Source organism: Luteimonas sp. Soil_C_16 (assembly GCF_057657295.1).
On the sequence record NZ_JBDGIS010000008.1, the window covers coordinates 152,099 to 168,988 of the forward strand.

Consider the following 16,890-nt stretch of genomic DNA (forward strand, 5'->3'; position numbering starts at 1 on the left):
GCACGCACTCTTCCACATTCCCGCATCTGCGGGAAGAAGCCCGGCTATCCTGTCGATCTTTCGCCCCAGGATTCCGTATGCGCCGTTCCCTGCTCGCCGTCGCCGTGCTCACCGCCGCCCTCGCCGGCTGCAATCGTGAGGCGCCGACCGCGCCCGCCACCGCGCAGGACGGCGCGGCCGCCACCGCACCGTCGCAGGCCGACGCCGCGTTCGCCGAACTGTCGAAGCGCTATCTCGACGAAGGCATGAAGTTCTCGCCGATCTCGGCCACGCAGATCGGCGATCACCGCTTCGATTCTGAAGTCGATGATCTCTCGGCCGCCGGTCGCCAGGCGGGTCTCGACTTCAACCGCCGTTACCTGACCGAACTCGAGGCGATCGATTTCGCCCAGCTCTCGCGCGACAACCATGTCGATGCGCTGATTCTGAAGAACACCCTCGAATACGGCATCTGGGATACCGAGACGCTGCAGAGCTGGGCCTGGGATACGCAGATGTACAGCGGCCTGGCCGGTGGCGCGATCTACAACCTGATGGCGCGCGAGTTCGCGCCGATGCCCGAGCGCCTGAAGTCGGCGACTGCGCGCATGGAGAAGATCCCGGCAATCCTCGCCCAGGCCCGCGAGAACCTCGACCCGGCGCGCGTGCCCGCGACGCACGCGCGCACCGTCGCCGCGCAGAACAAGGGCGTGCTGTCGCTGATCGACACCTTCATCACGCCCAACGCCGACCAGCTGCAGGGCGAGGACCGCACGCGTCTCGACGCCGCGGTGGAAACGCTGCGCGCCGCCGTCGACGAACACCAGACCTGGCTCGACGACACGCTCGTGCCGAATGCCAAGGGCGAGTTCCGCGTCGGTGCGGAGATCTACGACCAGAAGCTCAAGTTCGCGCTCAATTCCTCGCTCAGCCGCCAGGACATCCGTCAGCGCGCGGAAGCCGAACTCGTGCGCATCCGCGACGAGATGTACGTCGTCGCCCAGGCCGTGCTGAAGGATCGCGAAGGCGCACCGGAGACGCCGGCGCAGCCGAGCGAAGACCAGCGCCAGGCCGCGATCGAAGCGGCGATGGAAGTCGCCTACGCCGACAAGCCGGGCCGCAATGAAGTCGTCGATTTCGCCAAGCACACGCTGGACGTCGCGACCGAATTCAACCGCCAGCACGATCTGGTGACCGTGCCCGACGATCCGGTCAAGATCATCCTGATGCCGGAATTCCAGCGCGGCGTCGCGGTCGCGTACTGCGATTCGCCCGGCCCGCTCGACAAAGGCCTGGACACCTATTACGCGATCTCGCCCATTCCCGACGACTGGGACGACAAGCAGGTCGATTCGTTCCTGCGCGAATACAACAAGCACATGATCCACGTGCTGACGATCCACGAGGCGATGCCCGGTCATTACCTCGAAGGCGCGCATTCGGTGAACCACCCGTCGACGCTGCGCGCGGTGTTCCGCTCGGGGCCGTTCGCCGAAGGCTGGGCGGTCTACACCGAGCGGATGATGGCCGACGCCGGCTACGCCGACAACGACCCGCTGTTCCGCCTGATGCAGCTGAAGTTCTACGCGCGCGCGGTGGCCAACGCGATCCTCGACCAGGGCATCCACGTCGACAACTGGACCAAGGAACAGGCGATGGACCTGATGGTCCGCCAGACCTTCCAGCAGACCAGCGAAGCCGAAGGCAAGTGGATCCGCGCGCAGCTGTCGTCGACCCAGCTCGCCACATATTTCGTCGGCGCGCAGGAACATTTCGACGCGCGCAAGGCGGCCGAAGCCAAGGCCGGCGAGGCGTTCAACCTCAAGCAGTACCATGACGACATGCTCGCGCAGGGCGCCCCGCCGGTGCGCTTCGCGCGTCAGCTGATGCTGGACGAGACCATCGAGTAAGCGGCTGGTTGTCGATCCGTCGATTGCCACGTCACGTCGCCCCAGCGGAAGCTGGGGCCCATTTTATTTTCTTGCACAAGAGCAAGATCGAAATGGATCCCAGCCTTCGCTGGGATGACGGGTCGTAAGACTCGTTGACGACTGAAACGCGGTAGCGACACTCGAACGCCTTATGGCGCTCTTGGCCGTGAACGTGACCCAGGTGATTAAGGCACCCGCGATATCATCGCGTCATGCCCACACGCGCTTCTCTCCGCCACGCCGCCGCGCGCATGCTCGATCCCTTGTGCAGCATGGGCCTGTGGCTCGGCACGCTGTGCGTCGCGGCGTCGCTGACGCCCAGCCTGATTCCGCGGGACGCACTGCTGCAGGGCGTGCTGTCGGGCATCGCGTTCGCCGCCGGTTACGGCATCGGCGTGTTGATGCGCTGGCTGTGGATTTTTCTCGGTCTCCCGCGGTTGCGCGATCTGGCGATCGGACGCATCGCGACCGGGCTCGCGGTCGTCGTGTGCGCGGCGATGGTGATCGGGTTCCTCGCGCAGGCCTCCGGCTGGCAGAACGACATCCGCGCGCGCATGGGCATGGAGGCCGTCGCGAGCGCGCGGCCGCTGTTCGTCGGTCTGGTGGCGGGCGGTGTCGCGCTGGTGCTGTTGCTGCTCGGCCGTGTGTTCGGCGGCGTGGTCTACGTGCTGTCGCAACGCCTCGGCCGGCATCTGCCGCGACGCGTGTCCTTGATCGTCAGCGTCGCGCTCGCCGGCCTGCTGTTCTGGTCGATCGGCAACGGCGTCGTGTTCGAGGCCGGCCTGCGTGCGCTGGATTCGTCGTACCGGCAACTCGATTCGGTCGTCGATACCGCCCTCGATCCCCCTTCAGATCCATTGAAGACGGGCAGCGACGCGTCGCTGATCGGCTGGTCGGGGCTCGGCCGCATGGGCCGCGCCGCCGTCGCCGCCGGCCCGACGCAGGCCGAGATCGAAGCGCTGACCGGACAGCCTGCGCAGGAACCGTTGCGGATCTACGTCGGTCTCAATTCCGCGCCGGACATCCGGGCGCGTGCCGATCTCGCACTGGCGGAGATGATCCGCGTCGGCGCGTTCGAGCGCTCGGCGCTGGTGATCAACACGCCGACCGGCACCGGCTGGCTCGATCCCGCGAGCCAGAAAGCGATCGAATACCTGCAGCGCGGCGACGTGGCCACGGTCTCGATGCAGTACTCGTACCTCGCCAGCTGGCTGGCGCTGATGGTCGATCCGACCTATGGCGCGGATTCGGCGCGCGCCCTGTTCGCCGCGGTGCACGGCCACTGGCGCACGCTGCCGCGTGATCAACGCCCGCGCCTGTATCTGCACGGCTTGAGTCTGGGCGCGCTGAATTCCGATCTGTCGGTGGATCTGTTCGACATCCTCGGCGAGCCCTTCGATGGCGCACTGTGGGCGGGCCCGCCGTTTCCGAGTCGCACGTGGCGTCACGCGACGCTCGGGCGCGATCCCGCCACACCGGCATGGCGACCGCGCTACGGCGACGGCGCGGTCGTGCGCTTCATGACCCAGGACGGCGCGCCCCCGGGCAACGCGTCATGGAACGGCACACGCATCGTCTACCTGCAGTATCCGAGCGACCCGATCACGTTCTTCGAAGCCGGCTCGGCATTGCGCCGGCCGGCATGGCTGTCCGGGCCACGCGCCGAGGACGTCTCCGATTCGCTGCACTGGTTTCCGCTGGTGACGTTCCTGCAGCTCGGCATGGACATGGCGGTCGCGACTTCGACACCGACCGGCTACGGGCATGTGTTCGCGGCCGAGGATTACGTCGATGCATGGATCGCGACGTCGGCGCCCGACGGATGGGATGCGGACACGGTGGCGGCGCTGAAGGCGAAGTTGGCTGCGGAGGGGTTGTAGATTCCCGATTCACCTCCCGCTGCCTTTACCTTCGGATCGCCGTACCTGCGCGCGGCGCGGCATCACCTTGCCGTCGCCCCGGCGCAGGCCGGGGCCCAGCGACTTGCACGACCTTTCAACGAGGCGCCGACTGGCCGAACTCAAGTCACTGGATCCCGGTGTCCGCCGGGATGACGGCGGACGAGATTGCAACCGATCCTGCGCGTCGCTCCAGCGCACGCTGGAGCCCATTTTGACGTTCGCGCGGAGCGCTCGCCCTACCCCCGCGCCGCCTCGAACGCCTCGGGCAACGTCTGCACCTTGCCGCAATAGCTCGGGTCATACCCCGGTAGCATGCCCAGATCACGCCGGAAGCCGTCGCTGCGCAGCAGCGTCAGCAGTTCCGTCAGGCGCCCGGAATCCAGCACATCGTTGTGGCATAGGAAGAAATAGTGCTCGGTGATCAGCGGGAAGAAATCCAGTCCGTACTTGCGCGCGGGTGGTTCCAGGGCGAAGCCGACATCTGCGAGGCCGCTGGCGACATACGCAGACACCGCAGCGTGCGTGAGTTCCTCGACATCGCAGGCGCGGATGCGGTCGAATGCGATGCCGTGGCGCGCGAGCATCGCTTCCAGTAACAGGCGCGTGCCCGACCCGGGCTGGCGGTGGATCATGCGGATGTCGGGGCGTTCGAGATCCTGCAGCGTCTCGATACCGCGCGGATTGCCCGGCGCGAGCACCAAGCCCTGGCGGCGCATCGCCAGATGGATCACCCGGTCGGCGTCGAGATCGAGACGGTCGCGATAGTGCGCGAACAGCGCCGGTTCCAGATCGCCGATCGGCAGATGCAGGCCGGCGATGTCGCAGGCACCGCTGCGCAGCGCGACCAGCGCGTCGTCGGGGCTGCGGTATTTGAGGTCCAGCGCGAGGTCGGCTTCGGCCATCGTCCGGCGCAGTGTTTCAACGCCGAAGCCGTGCGAGGCGTGGATGCGCAGCGGCGTGGCATGCGCGCTGACCGTGCGTTCGAGTTCGGCTTCGAGTTCGGTGGCCAGACTGTCGAGCATCGGCGACAGGCGTGCGGCGATGCGGTTGTCGGCCCAGACCAGGCGCTCGCCGATCGGGGTCAGGCGCGCGCCACGGCCGCGGGTCATGCGTAGCAGCGGCTGACCGAAGACTTCGCGCGCGTCCTGCAGCTGGCCCCAGGCGTAGCGGTAGGACAGGCCGACCTTGCGCGCCGCGGCGGCCAGCGAGCCCGTCCCGCGTACCGCGATCAGCAGCTCGACCAGATGCGACGGCAGCTTGGCGCCGGCGGCGCTTTCCAGTTCCCAGCGTGGCTGGATGCGGACCTTGTACATGCGCGACTCCCGTCGAACCTGCTGCAGCGCAGCGCACATCCGCCGCAGGTTCAATATGTTCCTGAAAGCCGGATATTCGACCATTGGAACTGGCGGCACAAGGGCTGCGGGGGTACCGTTGCGGCGATTTGTCGCAGCCAATATGTATCCAATAACATAACTACGCGACGAAGGTCAGAGATCGGCACATCGACCCGGGGAGGATTCATGGCCACCAGTTCCGCAACGACACCACCCGCCAGCAGCGCCCGCGAAGGCGGCCTGCTCTCGAAAGAACGCATCATCGCCAAGCCCGGCTTCAACCGCTGGCTGGTCCCGCCCGCCGCGCTGGCGATCCATCTGTGCATCGGCATGGCCTACGGCTTCAGCGTGTTCTGGTTGCCGCTGTCGAAGGCGGTCGGCATCGATGCGGCCATCGCCTGCAGCGCCGACATGGGTTTCTTCGCCCGCATCACTTCGGCCAGCTGCGACTGGCAGATCAGCGAACTGCAGTGGATGTACACGCTGTTCTTCGTGCTGCTGGGCTGCTCGGCGGCGATCTGGGGCGGCTGGCTGGAACGCGTCGGCCCGCGCAAGGCCGGCTTCGTCGCCGCGCTGTGCTGGTGCGGCGGTCTGCTGATCTCGGCGCTCGGCGTGCACCTGCACCAGATCTGGATGCTGTGGCTGGGGTCGGGCGTGATCGGCGGTATCGGTCTGGGCCTGGGCTACATCTCGCCGGTGTCGACGCTGATCAAGTGGTTCCCGGACCGCCGCGGCATGGCGACCGGCATGGCGATCATGGGTTTCGGCGGCGGTGCGCTGATCGGCAGTCCGCTGGCCGACATGCTGATGCGCCACTTCGCCACCCCGACCTCGGTCGGCGTGAAGGAAACCTTCTTGGTGATGGCCGCGGCCTACTTCGTCTTCATGATGGCCGGCGCATTCGGCTATCGCGTGCCGCCGACCGGCTGGAAGCCGAAGGGCTGGACGCCGCCCCCGGCGCAGGACAACGCGATGATCACCCAGGGCCACGTGCACGTGAAGCGCGTCTGGGGCATCCCGCAGTTCTGGCTGGTCTGGGGCGTGCTGTGCCTCAACGTGTCGGCCGGTATCGGCGTGCTGGGTCTGGCGTCGCCGATGCTGCAGGAGATGTTCGGGGGCCGTCTGATCGGTCTGGATGTCGGCTTCGGCGATCTGAGCACCGAGCAGCTGTCGGCCATCGCCGCGATCGCCGCGGGCTTCGTCGGCATGCTGAGCCTGGCCAACATCATCGGCCGGTTCTTCTGGGCGTCGATGTCGGACAAGTTCGGCCGCAAGGTCACCTACTCGATCTTCTTCGTGCTCGGTATCGCGCTCTACGCCTCGGCGCCGACACTCGGCAACGCGGGCTCGATCGCACTGTTCGTCGCGGCGTTCTGCGTGATCCTGTCGATGTACGGCGGCGGCTTCGCCACCGTGCCGGCGTATCTCGCCGACCTGTTCGGCACCCAGCACGTCGGCGCGATCCACGGCCGCCTGCTGACCGCATGGGCGACTGCCGGCATCCTCGGCCCGCTGGTGATCGGCTACATGCGCGAGCATCAGCTGAGCCTCGGCATGCCGCCGTCGCAGGTCTACAACACCACGATGTACATCCTCGCCGGCATGCTGGTGCTGGGCCTGATCTGCAACCTGCTGGTGCGCCCGGTGAACCCGAAGTACTTCATGTCGCCCGAGGAACTGGCGCACGAGAAGCAGCTGGCGCACGAGAAGGTCGATGCCAGCGGCAAGTCGCTGATCTCGCAGGACGAGATGGATCGCATCGGCGCGGGTGGCAACCCGGCACTGGTCGCGTTCTGCTGGGCCGCAGTCAGCATTCCGCTCGCCTTCGGCATCTGGAAAACGCTGGAAAAAGCCCTGGTGCTGTTCGCCTGAGGCCCGGCCAAGGACCGGCGGCCGCTCACGCGGTCGCCGGTACCCTCCCGACATGACACGTCCCCCCGACACAGATCTTCTTCAGAACGACACGACGGCCGGCGCGGTGCGCCGTCCGGTCGAACGCTGGCGCGCCGGTGCGGTGCGTCAGGTCGACGACCATGTCGCCGAAGAAGTGCCGGTGGCCTTCGTCTACAACGACGTGCCGTTCGCGGTGATGATGGCGACGCCCGCCGATCTCGAGGATTTCGCGCGCGGTTTCGCGATCAGCGAAGGCATCGTCAATGTACCGGGCGATGTGGCGATCGAAGGCATCGCGCATTTCATCGAAGGCATCGAGATCCGCCTGCGGATTCCCGAGGCGCGCGCCGAAGCTTTGGCCCTGCGTCGCCGCAGCATGAGCGGACGCAGTGGCTGCGGCGTCTGCGGTAGCGAGTTGCTGGAAGCCGCCTTGCGCTACCCGGCGCCGGTCACGACTGATGTCCGTGTGTCACCCGAAGCACTGTCACGCGCATTGCGCGCATTGCGAGATGCGCAATCCATCGCCGCGCTCACTGGCGCGACGCATGCGGCAGGCTGGGCGTCGCTCGACGGCACACTGCAGTTCGCACGCGAGGATGTCGGCCGCCACAACGCGCTCGACAAACTGATCGGCGCGCTGCACGCGGATGATTTCGATCCGGCAAACGGTTTTCTCGTCGTCACCAGCCGCGCCAGCTACGAAATGGCGATGAAGGCGGCGAGCGTCGGCATCGCATTGATGGCGGCGATTTCCGCGCCGACCGCGCTGGCGATCTCGCTGGCGCAGCGCGCCCATCTCACCCTGATCGGTTTCGCCCGCGACGACGGGCATGCCGTGTACACCCACGCGCAGCGGCTGCTGCCCCCGCCGGCGACATCGCCGGTCGCCGCGCGCACAGGCAGGAGCTTTGCCCCATGAGCAACGACACGATCCGCAAGTACGACGGTCCCGCCGGTGGCTGGGGCGCGCTCAAGAGTGTGGCCAGGCATCTGACCGAACAGAAGATCGCGGTCAGCGGCGCGAAGACCCTGCTCAAGGCCAACCAGCCCGACGGCTTCGACTGCCCCGGCTGCGCCTGGCCGGACCGCGACCACACTTCGACTTTCGAGTTCTGCGAGAACGGCGCCAAGGCCGTCGCCGCCGAAGCGACGAAGTTCCGCGCCGGCCCCGAGCTGTTCGCCAAATATACGGTCTCGCAACTCGCCGAGTACAGCGACTACTGGCTGGAACAGCAGGGCCGCCTGACCACGCCGATGCGCTACAACGCGGGGACCGATCATTACGTGCCGGTGAGCTGGGACGATGCGTTCGGCCTCGTCGCACAGCATCTCAACGCCCTGCCCTCGCCCGACAACGCGATCTTCTACACCTCGGGCCGCACCTCGAACGAGGCCGCGTTCCTGTACCAGCTGTTCGTGCGCGAGTACGGCACCAACAATTTCCCCGATTGCTCGAACATGTGTCACGAGTCGTCCGGCACGGCACTGAAGAAACAGATCGGCGTCGGCAAGGGCACGGTGTCGCTGCACGATTTCGAACTCGCCGACGGCATCTTCATCTTCGGCCAGAACCCCGGCACCAACCATCCCCGCATGCTCGGCGAACTGCGCGAGGCGGCGAAGCGCGGCGCGAAGATCGTCTCGTTCAATCCGCTGCGCGAGCGCGGCCTGGAACGCTTCGCCGATCCGCAGGACAAGCTGGAGATGGCGACCTACGGTTCGACGAAGATCTCGTCGGACTATTTCCAGCTCAAGATCGGCGGCGACCTCGCGGCCGTGAAAGGCATGATCAAGCACGTGCTCGAACGCGACGTCGAAGAGACGGGGCTCGGCCGGCCGTCGCTGCTCGACCATGCGTTCATCGCCGAGCACACGACGGGCTTCGATGAGTTCGTCGTCGACGTACTGGCCGAATCCTGGGACGTGATCATCGAGGAATCCGGACTCGACGAGGCGCAGCTCCGCCGCGCCGGCGAGCTGTATCTGTCGTGCGAACGCGTCATCGCGTGCTGGGGCATGGGCATCACCCAGCACAAGCATTCGGTCGCGACGATCAATGTGCTGATGAACCTGCTGCTGCTGCGCGGCAACCTCGGTCGCCCCGGCGCCGGCGCGTGCCCCGTGCGTGGCCACAGCAACGTGCAGGGCGACCGCACGATGATGATCTACGAGAAGCCGCCGGTCGCGTTTCTCGATCGCATCCGCGACGTGTTCGGCTTCGAGCCGCCGCGTGAGGACGGCTTCGATACCGTTGGCGCGATCGAGGCGATGCTCGACGGCCGCGGCCAGGTGTTCTTCGGGATGGGCGGCAACTTCGCCATCGCCACGCCCGACTCCGACGCCACCGCGCGCGGCTTGCGCAGCTGCGCCTTGACCGCGCACGTCACCACCAAGCTCAACCGCAGCCATCTGATCCACGGCAAGGATGCGCTGATCCTGCCGTGCCTGGGCCGCACCGAGATCGACATCCAGGCTGCTGGCCCGCAGGGCGTGACCGTCGAGGATTCTATGAGCATGGTGCACCTGTCGTCGGGCATCAATCCGCCGGCGTCGGACACGCTGCTGTCGGAACCGGCGATCGTCGCGCGTCTCGCGCACGCCACGCTCGGCGCGCGTTCGAAGATCGACTGGCTGGGCATGGTCGAGGACTACGACCGCATCCGCGATGCGATCGCCGCGACCTTCGACGACTTCCACGACTTCAATACCCGCGTGCGCGTGCCGGGCGGGTTTCGGCTGTCGAACACGGCGCGTGACCGCAAGTGGGCCAACCCCGCCGGCAAGGCGGTGTTCTTCGCCTGTCCGGTGCCGACCGACAACCCGATCCACCGCGCGCGCCGCATGCACGGCACGCAACCGGTGTTCACGCTCGCGACCACGCGTTCGCACGACCAGTACAACACCACGATCTACGGTCTCGACGACCGCTATCGCGGCGTGTTCGGCGAGCGTCGCGTGCTGTTCGCGAACGCGGACGACATCGCCGCGCTCGGCATGAAAGCCGGCGACTGGGTGGATCTGGAGAGCCTGTGCGAGGACGGCGTGCGCCGTCAGGCGCCGCGTTTCCTGCTGGTCGAGTACAACATCCCGCGCGGCTGCCTCGCGGCGTACTACCCGGAGACCAATCCGCTGGTGCCGCTGTCGAGCTTCGCCGACGAATCGCGCACGCCGACCTCGAAATCGGTGCCGGTCATCGTGACGCCGCACGTCGCCGACGTCGGCGCGCACATGCCGCGCCAGCGCGACATCACGGCCACCATTGTCCGCTGACGAGGCCCTGCTGCAGGCGCTGCTGACCGAACTGGCGGCAGCGCCGGACGGCATGTCGCTGCCGCGACTGTGCAAGCGGCTCGGCATCCGCATGAGCGTGCTGTTGCGCACCCTCGCCTATCTCGGCGAAGAACGCATCGGCGATGCGCAAGGGCCGGGCTGGGTGCGCACGGTCGAGGATGGCGAGCGGACGCTCGCGCAACTCACCGACAGCGGACGCGCAGTCGCGATGTCGCTGCTGCAGCCGGACGACAGCGCGCCGGCCTGACCGGCGATGCGGCGTCGACGCCGCGCTTGACTGCACCGCGTCGACCACTCCAGCGCGCGTTGTCCACATCGGATGTGGATGGTCTGATGACAAAGGTGTGGATAAGCACCGCGAGCCCGCCTCGCAGGCGGCCCGGTTTCGTGCGGTCAAATTTTCACCAGCCTATCGATGCGGGTGAGTCCTGCCGCTTGATCCGCGCATCGGGATGTGCAGCGCGCAGTCGGAACGCTCAGGCGACCGGATCCGACCACACCGCGAACTCGTTGCCGCTCGGCTCGGCGAAGTGGAACCGGCGACCGCCCGGAAACTCGAAGACAGATTTCAGGATCGTGCCGCCCGCGGCCTCGACCTTCGCCAGCGTCTCTTCGATGCGGGCGCTGTAGAACACCAGCAGTGCACTGCCCGCCTCGCTGCGCGCCTGCAGATCCGCGCGATAGAAGCCCCCGTCGAGTCCTTCATTCGCGAACGCGATGTAGTCCGGACCGTAGTCTTCGAAGGTCCAGCCGAATACCTGGGCGAAGAAGCGCCTCGTCGCATCCAGATCGCGGGCGGGAAGTTCGACGTAGTTGAGCTTTTCGTGGGCGGGCATGGCGGGGCTCCGGTGTGGTTGCGCGGATGATGCCCCAATGCCGTGCGCCCGCGCGACGCGCTTCGGTCGTGCCGTGCGGAAGACGTGCCTGTGCGCAGCGCGCATCCGGGACGAAGGATCAGACCGCGCCCGCGGGCACGAAGCCGGAATCGCGCAGGGTCTGCAAGGGCCGAAACAATGGATTCGGGAAGTCGGCCCATCGACACCATGCCCAGCCCAGGCACTTCGCGGGTTCGAGCACCGCGGGCTCACCGGTCGCCTGCGCGGTGACGAACAGGGTGACGTAATGGCGGCCTTCGACGGCGAAGACATCGCTGGTGTACGGCGCGGGCGTGATGTCGTGGATCGCGAGCCCGGTTTCTTCCAGCACCTCGCGCCGCGCGCAGTCCGCGACCGTTTCGCCGAATTCCAGATGGCCGCCCGGCAAGGCCCAGGTGCCGGCGCCGTGTGAGCCGGCACGTTCGCCGAGCAGCACCTTGCCGTCGCGGAGGATGATCACGCCGACGCCCACCAGGACTGCGCCGGACTGCACTTGCGTCGTCATATCCGTGTCCCGTCGTGTCCAGAAGTCAGCGCTATTTCAATGCGCCGATACAAGTCCATCAGGCGCGCAGCGTCGCGCCGCCGTCGACGTACAGATCGCTCATCGCGATGTGCCCGGCCTGGTCGGACAGCAGGAACATCACCGCGTGTGCGATGTCGTCGGGTTCGGCGAGTTTGCCGAGCGGGATACCGCTCTTGAAGGTGTCGAGTGTGCCGGCGATGGTGCGCGCCTCGCCGCCGGCATCGGTCCACATTCCGGTCTGCATCGGCGTGCGCGTCGAACCGGGCGCGACGATGTTGCAGCGAATGCCCAGCGGCGCGAGTTCGAGGCCGAGGCAGCGCACGAACATCGTGGTCGCGGCCTTGGACGCGGCGTAGGCGGCCATGTTCTGGCGCGGGATGCCGGCGGCGTTGGAACTGACGGTCACCATCGCGCCGCGGCGACGCGACGCCATGACCCGGGCAACGGCCTGGGAGACGTGGAAAACGCCGTCGGTGTTGACCGCGAAGGTGCGGCGCCACTCGTCGGCAGTGAGGTCGAGAATCGAGGCGGTCGAGAGGATGCCGGCGACGTTGATGGCGAGATCGATGGGGCCGAGATCGGCTTCGACCTCGTTGACCAGGGTGTCGACGGCGGTCGCGTCGGTGACGTCTAGGGCGTGGGAATGGAGGGTTGCGGAACCTGCCCTCACCCCAACCCCTCTCCCGGAGGGAGAGGGGCTTGAATTTCGCGGACTGTCGCTCTCAAGCCCCTCTCCCTCCGGGAGAGAGGTTGGGGTGAGGGCGGCATCAGCAAGCGCGATTTTTTCCAATTCGCCTTCTACAACCGGCGCCTCCCGATCCGTCGCCACCACTGTCGCGCCACTCTCCCGCAGCAGCCGCACCACCGCAGCACCGATACCACCTGCCGCGCCGGTGACGAGGGCAATCTTTCCGTCGAAGCCTGTGAGTTGCATGCGTGCGGTTCCCGGTATTTCTTCTGTCGAGTGGATGATGGGCTGATCAGCGCGCGTCGAAGACCGCCAGTCGCGCATCGAGCAACGGCGCGATGCGCGCAGTGGCATCTCGACCCGTCAGCTCGGCATGCAGGAACGGCAGTTCGATCGATTCGATGTGCGCGGCATGCGCGGCCCACAGCGACGACTGCAGCTGCGGGCGGTCGGCGTGGTCGTTGCCGGCGCGCACGTGCAGCAGCGTGCCGTCGAAATGATGGTGGTGATGCAGCCGCACCAGGCGGTTGGTATCGGTCACCGCGCGCACGACGCCATCGAGCACCGCGCCCGGCAGATTGCCCAGCGCACTGTCGCCGCGACGCAGGAAATCGATGATCGCCTCGCGCGTGCGCAGCGCGGGATACGCATCCGGGTCGTAACCGGCGATCGCGAGCAAGGCGCGCAACGCGGCGATCGCGTCGGGTTCGGGCTCGGCGCGCCAGACTTCCGCTGGATACGCATCGAGCAGCGCGAGAACACCGACTTGGCGACCGAGCGCGCGCAGACGCACCGCCATCGCCTGGGCGAGGATGCCGCCGACCGACCAGCCGAGCAGATGCACGGGTCCGTCCGGCTGCAGGACAACCACACGGTCGGCATATTCGGCCGCCAGCGCGTCGATGCTGCCGGGCAACGCCTGCGCGAGATCGAGCGCGGGCGACTGCAGGCCGTACACGCTACGCGCCGGCGCGAGTGCGCGTGCGAGGTCGCGATAACACCAGGCGATGCCGCCGGCCGGATGCACGACGAACAGAGGCGCGCGCGCGAACTCGCCTTGCGCGAGGGCGATCACCGGCGCCAGGCCGTGATCGGGATCGTCGCCCTCGCCCGCGTCGAGCACGGCGGCGAGTCCTTCCACCGTCGGCGTTGCGAACAAGGCACCGAGCCCCGGATCCCGGCCGAAGGTCTGCTGGATCGCGAGCAGCAGATGCACCGCGAGCAGCGAATCGCCGCCGAGCGCGAAGAAGTCGGCGTCCGCACCGACGCGGTCCATGCCGAGGGCTTCGGCGAACAACGCGGCGAGCGCGGATTCTGTCGGCGTGCGGGGCGCGACGAAGGCGCCTGCCTCGAACGCGGGTGCCGGCAAGGCGTCGCGGTCGAGCTTGCCGTTCGCGGTCACCGGCCAGTCGGCGAGCGCGACGAAGGCCGACGGCACCATGTAGTCCGGCAGCTGTGCGGCGACGAACGTGCGTAGCGACGGAGCGTCGAAACTGGCCGTCGGCTGCAGATAGCCGACCAGACGCCGGTCGCCGGCGCGGTCCTCGCGCACGATGACGGCCGCCTGCGACGCGAGCCCGCTGGCGACGATGGCGGCTTCGATTTCGCCCAGTTCGATCCGCAGCCCGCGCAACTTGACCTGGTGGTCGCTGCGGCCGAAAAACTCGACCGCGCCATCCTCACGCCAGCGTGCGAGGTCGCCGGTGCGGTAGATGCGCTCGCCCGGCAGATGCGGATCGGCGAGAAAGCGTTCGGCGGTCAGATCGTTGCGACCCAGATAGCCGCGCGCGAGCTGCACGCCGCCGAGGTACAGATCGCCGACGACGCCCGGCGGCAACGCGCGCATGCGCGCATCGAGCACGTAGAGCCGCGTGTTCCAGACCGGAAAGCCGATCGGCACCGGGCGTGAAGTGTCATCCGCACCGGCAGGCCAGAAACTGACGTCGACCGCAGCTTCGGTCGGTCCGTAGAGATTGTGCAGTTCCGACTCGAGCGTCGCATGGAAGCGGTCGCGCAGATCGGCATCCAGCGCTTCGCCGCTGACGAAGACGCGACGCGTCGACAGCCCGCGCGCTTCCGGCGCGCTGAGGAACGCGGCGAGCATCGACGGCACGAAATGCAGGGTGGTGATGCCGGCCTCGCGGATCAGCCGCGCAATCGTGACCGGGTCGCGATGTGCGTCCGGCGCTGCGACCACCAGCGTGGCGCCGGCCAGCAGCGGCAGGAAGAACTCCCAGACCGAGACGTCGAACGTGGCCGGCGTCTTCTGCAGGATGCGATCACTCGCGTCGATGCCGTAATGCGTGCGCATCCATTCGAGTCGGTTGACGATCGCGCGATGCGCGACGACGACGCCTTTGGGCTCACCGGTCGAGCCGGAGGTGTAGATGACGTAAGCCGCATGCTGCGGGTCGACGGACGGCAGGGCGCCGTCGTCCGCACGCTGCGGCCAGTCTGACGGCGCGAAAGGCTGCGCATCGTCCGGCCAGTCGATCCCGTCGTCGGCGTGCGCGAGCAGTGCGAGCGGCTGTGCGGACCGCAGGATGCGCGCGCGTCGCTCGACCGGATGCGCGAGATCCATCGGCAGGTAGGCCGCACCGGCGCGCAACACAGCGACCAGCGCGACGACGAGTTCAATCGAGCGCGGCAATGCGACCGCGACCACCGTGTCGGCGCCTGCACCACGCGCGTGGAGCGCCTGCGCGAGTGCGCGGCTGCGCGTGTCGAGCGCGCGGTAGGTCAGCATCTCGCCGCCGAACACCAGTGCCGGCGCATCGGGCGTGGCCGCCATCGACGCTTCGATCAGCGCGACCAGGGTCGTGTCGGGTACCGGGTGTGCCGTGGCATTGAAGTCGAACAGCGTGCGCGCGGCTTCGGCCGGCGTTGCGAGCGGCACATCATCGAGCCGTGCATCTGCGTGCCCGGCAAGCTCGAACGCCGCAGCAAGAAACGTGCGCAGACGCGTCGCGTGCGCCACGACATCGGACGGCGCGTAGAGATCGGGATTGGCCTCGATCTCCAGATCGAGCGCCTGCACGCCATCGCCGCGGAAGCCGAGTGTGATGTCGTCGACCGGTCCGGTGCCGAGGATTTCCATCGACGCGCGCGCGCCGGCGAGCAGCGTCGGCCGGTAGAACGGCTGCACATTGATCAGCGGTCCATGCAGGCGACGCTGGCCGCCGATCAGGCCGAGATCACGCCGCAGCTGCTCGCCGCGATAGCGACCATGCCGGCGGCCGCGCAGCAGCGCGCGAATCATCGTCTGCATGAAATCCGCGACGCTCGCATCCGGCAGCGCGGGCACACGCAGCGGCAGCACGTTCATGACCATCGCCGGCACGCGCGCGGACGCGCTGCCGAGACGCCCCATGAAGGGCACACCGACGACGGCTTCGCCCTGCCCGCCGAAGCGCTGGCAATAGGCGGCGGTGAGTGCGGTCAGCACGTCCGGCCAGGGCTGGCCGAGCGCGGTCGCCGCGCGCGCGAGGCCGTCGCGGAAGTCCGCGTCGAGCGCTTCGACATGACGCAGGCAATCGGACGCGGCATGGGCGAAACCGCCGCCGAGTCCGGACGCCGCCGGCATGCCGGCCAGCGTCTCCTGCCAGTACGCCGCATCGGTCGTGCGCTTGTCCGACGCGCGATAGGTCGCGTCCTCGGACAGCACGCCATCGAGTGGCGCGAATGCCGCACCGGCAGATGCGTCGGCGTACAGAGTGCAGGCGCGCTCGGTCAGCAGCGCCATGCCGTAGCCGTCGGTCGCGAGGTGATGCACGCGCAGATACCAGACGTAGCGGTCGCCGCCCAGCACGTACAGCCGCTGCAGCGCGAGACGATCGCGCGCGGGATCGACCGGCGAGAGCCGATCGCGCGTCATCGCCGCACGCGCGGCGTCATCCGGCGCCGGTTCGGCCGACAGATCGACGACGTCCAGATGCGGCACGTGACCCGCGTCGATCCATTGGATCGGACCGTCGCCGGTCTCGCGCACGCGCAAGCCCAGCGCCGGCGCCTCGTCGGCAGCCTGGTTCGCGGCGCGCACGAAGGCCTCGACATCCAGCGCGCCGTCGATCCACAAGGCGTGCGCGGTGTTGAATGCCGGATTGTCCGGCGCCAGCCGCTGCGCATACCAGAGGCCGGTCTGCGCTTCGGTCAGCGGCCAGCCCGTGCCCGACGCGACGGCTTCGGCTTCGGCTTCGACGCGGGACGCCGTCGCGGTCATCCTGCGGCGGGCGTGTCGCGTTGCAGGCCCTGCACGACCTGCCACCAGCCGGCGAGCGTGGTGTGCTCGGCCAGATGCGAGAACTCCAGCGCGATGCCGTGCTCGCCCCAGGCCATCACCAGGCCCAGCACGCGCATCGAATCGAGACCGAGGTCCATCAGATTGTCGTCGTCGCGCACGTCTTCGGGCGCTTCGCCGACGAGCTTGGCGACATCGGCGCGCATGCGCTCGAGGGTCAACGGGCCGGTGCGGT

At 67.8% G+C, this 16,890-nt stretch carries 12 protein-coding genes; 6 read left to right on the top strand and 6 right to left on the bottom strand.

The genetic code is table 11. From position 1 onward, the window contains the following. Positions 1-77: 77 nt before the first annotated feature. Positions 78-1,889, top strand: coding sequence for a DUF885 domain-containing protein (locus tag AC3A5T_RS15120; RefSeq protein WP_487629251.1), 1,812 nt, complete (start codon positions 78-80; stop codon positions 1,887-1,889). Between the two features lie 233 nt (positions 1,890-2,122). Beyond that, on the top strand, positions 2,123-3,790 hold the full coding sequence (locus AC3A5T_RS15125; RefSeq protein ID WP_487629252.1) for an alpha/beta hydrolase: 1,668 nt from the start codon (positions 2,123-2,125) through the stop codon (positions 3,788-3,790). A 257-nt stretch (positions 3,791-4,047) separates the two neighbouring features. On the opposite strand, the gene AC3A5T_RS15130 is transcribed toward AC3A5T_RS15125, so the two are convergent. After that, positions 4,048-5,124, bottom strand: a complete 1,077-nt coding sequence (locus AC3A5T_RS15130) for a substrate-binding domain-containing protein (protein ID WP_487629253.1) — start codon at positions 5,122-5,124, stop codon at positions 4,048-4,050. A 207-nt stretch (positions 5,125-5,331) separates the two neighbouring features. Here AC3A5T_RS15130 and AC3A5T_RS15135 point away from each other — a divergent pair, with 207 nt between their 5' ends. Genes AC3A5T_RS15135 through AC3A5T_RS15150 form a run of 4 tightly spaced genes read left to right on the top strand, consistent with a single transcriptional unit; the run spans position 5,332 to position 10,576 of the window. Continuing rightward, on the top strand, positions 5,332-7,017 hold the full coding sequence (locus tag AC3A5T_RS15135) for an OFA family MFS transporter (protein WP_487629254.1): 1,686 nt from the start codon (positions 5,332-5,334) through the stop codon (positions 7,015-7,017). A gap of 52 nt (positions 7,018-7,069) precedes the next feature. After that, complete coding sequence (gene fdhD / locus AC3A5T_RS15140) at positions 7,070-7,957, top strand: formate dehydrogenase accessory sulfurtransferase FdhD (protein ID WP_487629255.1); 888 nt, start codon at positions 7,070-7,072, stop codon at positions 7,955-7,957. Further along, a complete protein-coding gene (locus AC3A5T_RS15145; protein WP_487629256.1) occupies positions 7,954-10,308 on the top strand; it encodes an FdhF/YdeP family oxidoreductase in 2,355 nt (784 codons plus the stop codon). Before fdhD ends, AC3A5T_RS15145 begins: the two co-directional genes overlap by 4 nt. After that, a complete protein-coding gene (locus AC3A5T_RS15150) occupies positions 10,298-10,576 on the top strand; it encodes a hypothetical protein (protein ID WP_487629257.1) in 279 nt (92 codons plus the stop codon). The genes AC3A5T_RS15145 and AC3A5T_RS15150 overlap by 11 nt, the downstream gene beginning before the upstream one ends. Before the next feature lie 229 nt (positions 10,577-10,805). Here the strand turns inward: AC3A5T_RS15150 and AC3A5T_RS15155 are convergent, their stop codons facing one another. The 5 genes from AC3A5T_RS15155 to AC3A5T_RS15175 form a co-directional block, all read right to left on the bottom strand. Beyond that, complete coding sequence (locus AC3A5T_RS15155) at positions 10,806-11,165, bottom strand: VOC family protein (protein ID WP_487629258.1); 360 nt, start codon at positions 11,163-11,165, stop codon at positions 10,806-10,808. Positions 11,166-11,283: 118 nt separating this feature from the next. Next, entirely contained in the window at positions 11,284-11,709 is a 426-nt protein-coding gene (locus tag AC3A5T_RS15160) for a nucleotide triphosphate diphosphatase NUDT15 (protein WP_487629259.1), read from the bottom strand. Between the two features lie 58 nt (positions 11,710-11,767). Beyond that, the gene (locus AC3A5T_RS15165; protein ID WP_487629260.1) at positions 11,768-12,664 is read right to left on the bottom strand and encodes a 2,3-dihydro-2,3-dihydroxybenzoate dehydrogenase; all 897 of its coding nucleotides are present in this window, start codon (positions 12,662-12,664) and stop codon (positions 11,768-11,770) included. A gap of 46 nt (positions 12,665-12,710) precedes the next feature. Further along, on the bottom strand, positions 12,711-16,637 hold the full coding sequence (locus AC3A5T_RS15170) for an amino acid adenylation domain-containing protein (protein ID WP_487629261.1): 3,927 nt from the start codon (positions 16,635-16,637) through the stop codon (positions 12,711-12,713). Next, a complete protein-coding gene (locus AC3A5T_RS15175; RefSeq protein ID WP_487629291.1) occupies positions 16,634-16,861 on the bottom strand; it encodes a phosphopantetheine-binding protein in 228 nt (75 codons plus the stop codon). The genes AC3A5T_RS15170 and AC3A5T_RS15175 overlap by 4 nt, the downstream gene beginning before the upstream one ends. Positions 16,862-16,890: the final 29 nt, after the last annotated feature.

Bases quoted from the DNA above. Each gene is read 5' to 3' on its own strand.
- AC3A5T_RS15160 (WP_487629259.1), bottom strand. From the start codon at position 11,709: ATGACGACGCAAGTGCAGTCCGGCGCAGTCCTGGTGGGCGTCGGCGTG.
- AC3A5T_RS15120 (WP_487629251.1), top strand. From the start codon at position 78: ATGCGCCGTTCCCTGCTCGCCGTCGCCGTGCTCACCGCCGCCCTCGCC.
- AC3A5T_RS15135 (WP_487629254.1), top strand. From the start codon at position 5,332: ATGGCCACCAGTTCCGCAACGACACCACCCGCCAGCAGCGCCCGCGAA.
- AC3A5T_RS15155 (WP_487629258.1), bottom strand. From the start codon at position 11,165: ATGCCCGCCCACGAAAAGCTCAACTACGTCGAACTTCCCGCCCGCGAT.
- AC3A5T_RS15130 (WP_487629253.1), bottom strand. From the start codon at position 5,124: ATGTACAAGGTCCGCATCCAGCCACGCTGGGAACTGGAAAGCGCCGCC.
- fdhD (WP_487629255.1), top strand. From the start codon at position 7,070: ATGACACGTCCCCCCGACACAGATCTTCTTCAGAACGACACGACGGCC.
- AC3A5T_RS15175 (WP_487629291.1), bottom strand. From the start codon at position 16,861: ATGCGCGCCGATGTCGCCAAGCTCGTCGGCGAAGCGCCCGAAGACGTG.
- AC3A5T_RS15145 (WP_487629256.1), top strand. From the start codon at position 7,954: ATGAGCAACGACACGATCCGCAAGTACGACGGTCCCGCCGGTGGCTGG.
- AC3A5T_RS15170 (WP_487629261.1), bottom strand. From the start codon at position 16,637: ATGACCGCGACGGCGTCCCGCGTCGAAGCCGAAGCCGAAGCCGTCGCG.
- AC3A5T_RS15125 (WP_487629252.1), top strand. From the start codon at position 2,123: ATGCCCACACGCGCTTCTCTCCGCCACGCCGCCGCGCGCATGCTCGAT.
- AC3A5T_RS15165 (WP_487629260.1), bottom strand. From the start codon at position 12,664: ATGCAACTCACAGGCTTCGACGGAAAGATTGCCCTCGTCACCGGCGCG.